The 7,469-nt window shown below is 68.7% G+C and carries 5 protein-coding genes; 3 read left to right on the top strand and 2 right to left on the bottom strand.

Features of this window, described 5'->3' with window-relative positions:
- The first annotated feature begins 571 nt into the window (after positions 1 to 571).
- A complete protein-coding gene (locus ACZ52C_RS41770) occupies positions 572 to 2,959 on the top strand; it encodes a helicase associated domain-containing protein (RefSeq protein ID WP_469079758.1) in 2,388 nt (795 codons plus the stop codon).
- Positions 2,960 to 3,054: 95 nt separating this feature from the next.
- Here the strand turns inward: ACZ52C_RS41770 and ACZ52C_RS41765 are convergent, their stop codons facing one another.
- Positions 3,055 to 3,240: a hypothetical protein gene (locus ACZ52C_RS41765; protein ID WP_330269493.1), complete on the bottom strand. Its 186-nt coding sequence runs from the start codon at positions 3,238 to 3,240 to the stop codon at positions 3,055 to 3,057.
- 169 nt (positions 3,241 to 3,409) lie between these two features.
- Here ACZ52C_RS41765 and tap point away from each other — a divergent pair, with 169 nt between their 5' ends.
- Together tap and tpg are read left to right on the top strand one after the other, a co-directional pair.
- Positions 3,410 to 5,509: a telomere-associated protein Tap gene (gene tap, locus ACZ52C_RS41760; protein ID WP_469079757.1), complete on the top strand. Its 2,100-nt coding sequence runs from the start codon at positions 3,410 to 3,412 to the stop codon at positions 5,507 to 5,509.
- Between the two features lie 91 nt (positions 5,510 to 5,600).
- The gene (gene tpg, locus ACZ52C_RS41755; RefSeq protein ID WP_469079756.1) at positions 5,601 to 6,158 is read left to right on the top strand and encodes a telomere-protecting terminal protein Tpg; all 558 of its coding nucleotides are present in this window, start codon (positions 5,601 to 5,603) and stop codon (positions 6,156 to 6,158) included.
- Between the two features lie 490 nt (positions 6,159 to 6,648).
- Here the strand turns inward: tpg and ACZ52C_RS41750 are convergent, their stop codons facing one another.
- Positions 6,649 to 7,365: a hypothetical protein gene (locus tag ACZ52C_RS41750; RefSeq protein WP_469079755.1), complete on the bottom strand. Its 717-nt coding sequence runs from the start codon at positions 7,363 to 7,365 to the stop codon at positions 6,649 to 6,651.
- Between the last annotated feature and the right edge of the window lie 104 nt (positions 7,366 to 7,469).

Raw genomic sequence — 7,469 nt, 5'->3', positions numbered from 1 at the left:
CCCCGCGGAGCGGGATATGCAGCGCTGGCGCGCTGCATAGGAAACGGCTCCGCTGACGCTCCGCCAGATTCCCGCGCAAGCGCGGGAATCGAATTCCGCAAGCGGAATTCTAAATGCGCATCAATTCGCGCAAGCGCGAATTGATGGAATCCCGCAAGCGGGATTCTTGGGGCTGGCAGTAAGGGGGTGCATCAAGCGCGGGTCTGTGTAGGGCTTGGGATTCCCAGCCACCATCCCTGTAACGGATGTGACAGGTCGTCGGCCTGACGGAGTGCCGGCCTCACGGTAGCGACGGGTTCCGCTGCGCTCCACCCTGAACCACTCCCCCATCGTCTGACTGTCCCGATGTGTTCACCAACACCCTGTCAGCATATAGGACACCCGGCCGTTCGTGGATGGGATTGAGTCAGGTGTCACCCTCGGGTGCAGAAGTTGGTTCGGAGTGATGCATCACGAATCATCTCTGTGTAGAGTATGGGATCAGATGCTACACCCTACCGCCGCGCACCCTTGCGCCTGGTTTCCATTTGCTATTACGCGCTGCATTCCGCGAAAAGGAGAGCATGGGGCCATGGCTGTGAAGCTGCGTGATCACCAGGTCGAGGCCGTTGCCGCCATTGTGCGGGGTCTTGATGTCCCGCCGAGCGGTGTGCCCTGGAATGGTCTTCGTGGGCAGGTGCACGCGGCGTGTGGCACGGGGAAGACCGTCATCGCGGCAGCGTCGGCGAGGCGGCTTGTGCCCAGGGGGCGTGTGCTCGTGTTGGTGCCGACGCTGGATCTGCTGGCGCAGACGGTGCGGGCGTGGCACGAGACAGGGCACAAGGGGCCGGCGGTTGCGGTGTGTTCGCTCCAGGACGATCCGGAGCTGTGGTCGTTGAAGGTGCGCTCTACGACGAACCCGATCCAGTTGGCGCTGTGGCACGGGCAGGGGCCGGTGACCATCTACGCCACCTACGCGTCTTTGGGTGTTCTGGCGGAGGCCTTCGAGGGCGTGTACGGGCAGAAGTTGGATCCGGTGGACCTGGCGGTGGTGGATGAGGCGCACCGGACGTCGGGGTCGATGGGTAAGGCGTGGGCGGACATCCATGACCAGAGCGTCATCCCGGCGTTGCGGCGGTTGTATCTGACGGCGACGCCGCGGATCTGGGAGGAGCGGCTGGGCCGGGAGGTTGCTGAGGGGGTGCGTGATCCGCTGCCGCGTCAGATGGCGGCCTCGATGGACGACGAGAGGGTCTTCGGTCCCGTCCTGTACAAGCTCTCGCTCGCCTCTGCCGTCTCGCGTGGCCTGTTGGCGCGGTATCAGATCATCGTGCTGGAGCTGAAGGACCCCGTCGTCACGCCCGAGAGGCTGATGGGCGAGGAGCGGCACACGGAAGAGGTGCGCGGGCAGCGTCTCGGGGCGCTGCAGGCCGCTTTGCTGCACACGATGGCTGAGCACGGCCTGTCGACGTGTATCACCTTCCACCACCGGACCATCGAGGCGCAGGCGTACGCGGAAGGACTGGAGCGGGTGGCTGCGAAGCTGCACGCGGATCAGCCCGAGACGTACCCGAAGCGGGTCTGGGCCGACTGGCTGTGCGGCGAGCACGTCCCCGAACGCCGGCGAGAGGTCCTGGGTTCGTTCGGGTCCACGGGGCAGCGGGCCGTGCTTTCCAACTGCCGGGTCCTGGGCGAGGGCGTCGACATCCGCGCGGTGGACTCAGTCGCCCTGTTGGACCCCAAGGGTGCGCCGCACGACATCGTCCAGGCCATCGGCCGGGCACTCCGTCAGAAGCCTGGGCAAGGCAAACTCGCCTCCCTGATCGTGCCGGTCTTCCTGCAGCCCGGAGAGCAGCCCGAGGACATGTTCACCTCCGGCTCCTACCGGCCTCTGGTGAAAGTCCTGGAAGGGCTGCGGGCTCATGATGAAGAGGCCGTTGAGTTGCTGGCTATTCCTCAGGAGCCTCAGAAAGACGTCGCGCAACCGTCTGTGAACATCGGCTCGGCGCCCGGGGAAGGAGAGGACGAATCCCGGCTCCTGCTCCGTTTCGCGGCCCCCCGGGATCCTGTGATGGTCGCCGACTGGGTCTCCTTCAACGTGATCGACACCGAGCGCCAGGACTGGGCCCGTGGCTGGGCGAAGCTGAAGGCGTACGTCGAACGGGTCGGGAACGCCCGCGTGCCCTACGGATACCGCGAAGGCGCGACACCGCTTGGGCAATGGGTCGCGGAACAACGGCGGGCCTTCTCGGCTGGGGAGATGAGCGGGCTGCGTGCCCGCCGGCTCGAGCAGCTCGGCATGGTGTGGTCGGTGACGGACGAGCGGTTCCAGGAAAACCTCGAAGCCGCCAAGGCCTACTACGAGCAGCACTGGACGCTGTGCGCTCCGAGGTCAGCGAAGATGCTGGACCGGCCGGTGGGACAGTGGCTGAGCAACCTGCGCCGCGCGGGTGCGCTGGACGGGCACCCGGAGTGGAAGACCGCGTTGGAAGCCGTGGACAAGGACTGGAACCCGCCGTGGTCGGCGGACTGGCAACGCCACTACGCCGCCCTACACGAGCTCCTGGCCGATGAACACGGACAGGCCGGTGAGACCGAGGTACTGCCCGGCCTCACCGTCCACGGCATGGACATCGGGAAATGGCTGGCCAAGCAGCGCAAGCCCGAGGTCTGGCAGGCCCTTCACGACGGGCAGCACGAACGCTTGCAGCAGCTCGGCATCACGCCAATCGCCCCGGAGCCGAAGACGCCAGCGAAGCCCTCTACAGCGCCCATGAGCGCCTTCGAGCGCGGCGTCGCGGCCCTCGCGCAGTACAAGACCCGGGAAGGGCACGTGACCGTCCCACGGGGGCACGTAGAGCGACTGGAGGACGGTGCCGAAGTCCGACTCGGCGTGTGGCGCAGCAACATGCGCAGCAGGCGAGACTCGCTGCCCGATACACGCCGCCAGCTGCTCACGGACCTCGGCCTGTTCGACTGAAGGGTCGGGTCAGTGGCTGGTCGGCGCGCTGCACGGGGCCTTCAGGCGCTGCTGAACGGGATACGGCTGGTGTGCTCTACCTCGTGCCGCTTTGCTCAGGAAACCGGCTCGGGAACCTCACCCGGCCTGACCGGCACGATCTCGACACGGGTACAGCCCACGGCCTTGAGTTCGGTGCGGCGACGCTTCGCCGACCGTTTGTCGTACCCGCCGGCCGACGCCTGCGGGGCGCCGTCCGGGTCGGTCCACAGCAGGCCGTAGTGCTGCATCACGCTCGTCATGGAGATCACGCTTCCCCTTCCCCGACGACCGTAAGCACACCGCGCGAAGCGCAGCGTGGACCCGCTTCACCGCACTGGACGCGCTGGGGCTGAAATGGGTCCTAGGGGATAAAGGATGGGATAAGTTTGTGGTTAAGCGATTCGGGTCCTGAGGTGAAGGTGGCAGGGCATGGCATCTGAAGAAGAGCTGTTCGCGTCCGTCGACGCTCTGCTGAACGAGGAGCCGCATCTACCGCCTCCGGCGGAGCGTGCCCGGCTGCGTGAGGCCGCCGGCATCACTCAGGCCCGCCTCGCCACCGCGTTGAAGACCACGACCCAGTCGGTGAAGAACTGGGAGAACGGCCGCAGCGAGCCGAAGTCGCCGCGCCTGGACGCATACCAGCGGCTGTTGAACGGGTGGGCGGCGAAGTACCCCGCTCCCGGCGCAGCCGCGGTGGTCTCGGCTGTCGCGACAGCACCGGCGGCGTCTGCTGAACCGGCCGCGTCCGAGGCGGCGAGGACAGACGCGCCGCAGCCTGTCGACGTTCCAGGTGGGGGGCCGACGTGCCCCGCCACCCGGTCCGCCGCGACGTCGCGGCGCCCGGCCTCTGCGAGGCCTGCAGCCGATCCGCGGTTCCCGCACGGTCCGCTCGTGGTGCTGGACGGTGACGGCTGCGCGTACGGCGTGGACGGGATCGTGCTCGACTGCCCCGCGGCCACGGTGGTGGAGCTGGTGGAGTGGACGCTGCGCGAGTCCGGCCTCGGTGCACCGCGTCTGCACCGCAACGGCAAGGACAGTGACCCGCTGATCGTGCTCACCGCCGCGGCCGCCGTGAAGCTCGGACTCCCCGAGCGCCTGGAAGGCCACGAGCAGCGCCGCTCCCTTCGCCTTCCCGAGGACCACCCGGTGGTCAAGCAGGTGGTGAAAGCGAAATGGCGGCTCACCCAGCGCGGGTTCGGCCCCTGGGCACGGATCTACCGCAAGATCCAGGGGCGTGAGCGGCAGTGCGTGCAGCTGGCGATCCTGCCGTGGGACGCCCTCGATGAGCGGTCCTGGCCCGGCGTTTGCGAGATGGAACCTGCTGATGTCGCCCGCGTCCTCGGCACCTACGCTCAGCGGGTCATCACCCCGCGCGGCTCCACGGCCGTGTCCGGGCTGGAGCTGATGACGGCGCTGCGCCCGCCCACCCGCGCGGTGCGCGACGAAGCGAGCGGGAACTGGGTGCCCGGCCACAACCCCGGCAGCCTCGGGACGGAGCCGATGGACCCGGCGCCGCCGGAGGCCACCCCGGAGCACCCCGTCGTCGTGGACAGCGGCTGGAGCGGCGGCTTCCTGAACGAGGAGGCGTACCAGTGGGTGCGCGACGTCAGCCTGCTGAGCGATGAGGAGTGCACGCTGCCCTACGCGGTCGGCCTGGACCTCAACACCGCCTTCCTCGCCGCCGCAGCCCGCCTCGTCGTCGGCCTGTCCGCCCCGGACCACTTCCACACCCCCACGTTCAACCCGAAGATCCCCGGCTCCTGGCTGGTCGACCTCTCCCACGTCGAGGTGGACCCGCGCTTGCCCTCGCCTTTTACCCCGGATGGCACCCGGCCAGCCGGTCCGGCCTGGTACCAGACGCATACCGTCGCCTATGCCCAAGAGCTCGGCTTCAACGTCGCTCCCCTGGAGGGGTACCTGCGCCGGGAGACCGGTGCCTACCTGGACCCGTGGCACGACCGGCTCAAGACCGCGTACGTCGACACCCTCGCCGACCTCGGCGTCACCAAAGACCTCTCCGATGCCGAGTTCCTGGCAGCGATGGAGCGGCACAAGGACGCCGACCCCGCCATGGCGGCCGTCCTGGCCGCGATCAAGGCCACCGTCAAGGGCGGCATCGGCAAGCTCCGCGAACGCCCCCAGGGCAGGAAGTACAAGGAGGGCGAGCGGTGGCCGGCCCTCCAGCGGCCGACCTGGCGCCCCGACATCCGCGCCGCCGTCATCGCCAAGGCCCGCATCAACATGCACCGCAAACTGCGCAACATGGCCACCATGACCGGCCTGTACCCGCTCGCCGTGCTCTCCGACTGCGTCGTCTACCCCTCACCGGGCGCGAGCCCGCTGGACTTCCTGCCCTACGCCGCCTCCGGCAAGCCCCAGCCCGGCGCCTTCCGCCTCGGACCCACCCCCGGCCTGGCCAAACTTGAGGGCGTCCAGATGATGCTGTGGGCGGTCGACCTCATGGAACAGGGCCACAACCCCGCCCGCCACATCAAAGGCGGCGACGCCGTCCTCGACGAAGGAGAGTAGGCCAGTGCCAGACACCGGCCCGACGCACAAGACCTGGTTCCCGCCGGCCGGCACCGGCGGCCAGAACCTCACCGGCGAGAAGGGCTGAACTGTGGCAGAGATCGAGGACGCCATCGAACGCGCCGACCGCGAAGCGTTCACCCGCCAGCCACCCAAGACACTCAAAGGGCAGATCGGCTACCTGATCCGGCAGTTGGGCAGCGCGAAGGCCGTCGCACAGGAGATCGGCGTCACCGCCGACTCCGTCAACCGCTACCGCCGCGGCGCCCGCAAACACGCCCGCCCCGACGTCGCCGCGAAAATCGACGACGCGGTACGCCAGCGCTGGCAGCCCCAGGTCCGCAAACGCCGACAGAAGCAGGCCGCCACCACGCGCGGCATCACGGTGGAGACCAGGGCCCGGTTCGGGTACACCGCACCCGTCGGCACCACCGACGACGGACGGTTCAGGCGCCTGACCGTGCATCTCCCCCCGGCGTACGCACAACGACTGTTCGACGCCCGCAACACGGGTGCCAGCGACCAGCAGATGCGCCAGATCATCGCCGAAGGACTCAAAGACATCTACTTCCAAGACGGCGGAGCCCGCGCCCTGGGACTCTCCGACGTCACCCTCAACGACATCGACTACCTCGACCTCGACTACTAATCCCGGCAGCGACCGGGGCAGGGACCTGTTCTGTGTTGAGCCGAAGCACGGTAGTTGTCACATAGGCAGGCTTGTTGTCACCGGCGAGGCTGCAGGTCGTTGGGGCCGCCCATCCCGGGAATCAGCGGCTCGGGCACAATCAGGAGCCGTGCCCACCCCTCCTGATCCCGCTGCCCTGTACCCCGATGTCGCGGCCTGCGGCAGCCTCGCCGTAGGGCCGCCAAGCTGAGCGCGGAACGTCGGGCCGAGCTGGATGCCCTCGGCATGCGTTTGGTAGTTCGGGCTGGCCTGGCTGTGCGTGCGGGGCGGCGTGGTGCTGGGGACGCACGGTCGGGTCGACCGGAACGGCGGCGACGACGGCCACGATGTTCGCAATGAACAACTGCTGCCGACGGCGGCGAGGACACCTGCGCGCCACTTTGCACGGGTCGAGCGGCGCGCAGGTGTCCTCGCCGTCGTGGGAGGCGTGATCCGGTGTCCGGGACAGCGGTCATGGGCCCGGTACCGTCCGGCTGATCCCGGACTCGCTCACCGTGTGGCGCCGCGGCTCCGTGAGGCGTACGCCGCTGGCCCAGCTGCGGGCGTAGGCCAGGATGTGGAAGCCGCCGACGTGGTAGCCGCTGCTGCGGATCACCACCTCGGTCTCCGTGATCTCCACGGTCAGCCTGCGCCGCGCACCCCAGGCACCCACCCGGTAGTAGTTGCCCGCGACGGCCAGATACCCGTCGTCGCCGGGCACGGCGCGGCCCTGGGCGCGCAGCGCCAGCAGCTGCGGCGCCTCGTCGAGCCGGCGCATGGCGGAGCGTTCCCAAGACCAGCGCGCCAGCGAGGTGGCGGCGGTATTCGCGTCGTCCACCCAGGCCTTGAGGTCTGCGGCGAAGGCGTCCGGGGAGGTCGCCGACGGCTGGGCCGGGAACGCCGCCTTCAGCCTGCGGCGGGCGGCGTGAAACGCGGGCACCGACAAGCCGGTCTGGACGGTGAGCTGCGCCAGTTCGGCTCGTGCCACATACGCGCTCCAGGACAGGTCCCATGCCTGTGGGCCAAAAAGCCAGGACGGCACGGACCGAGGCTCTACGGTTCCCCAGCGCAGGGTGTGCGGGAGGGCATCCCATTCCTGCAGCGTCCGGCAGTGGGCCATCCACACGTTGCGGAAGGCGTCGCTGGGCAGCAGACGGGCCGCCAGGCGCCCGGACTCACCGGCGACCATCACCAGTACTGTCCCTCCCCTCGTAGCGTGAAGACCGTGACTGCAGGGGAAGTTGGGAGTCATGGCGGAGAAGCGACGGAAGTTCGATCCGGAGTTCCGTGAGG

Source organism: Streptomyces sp. NPDC034049 (genome assembly GCF_055575575.1).
Note: the sequence above shows the minus strand (reverse complement) of the source record. Positions and strands in the feature narration are given on the sequence as shown.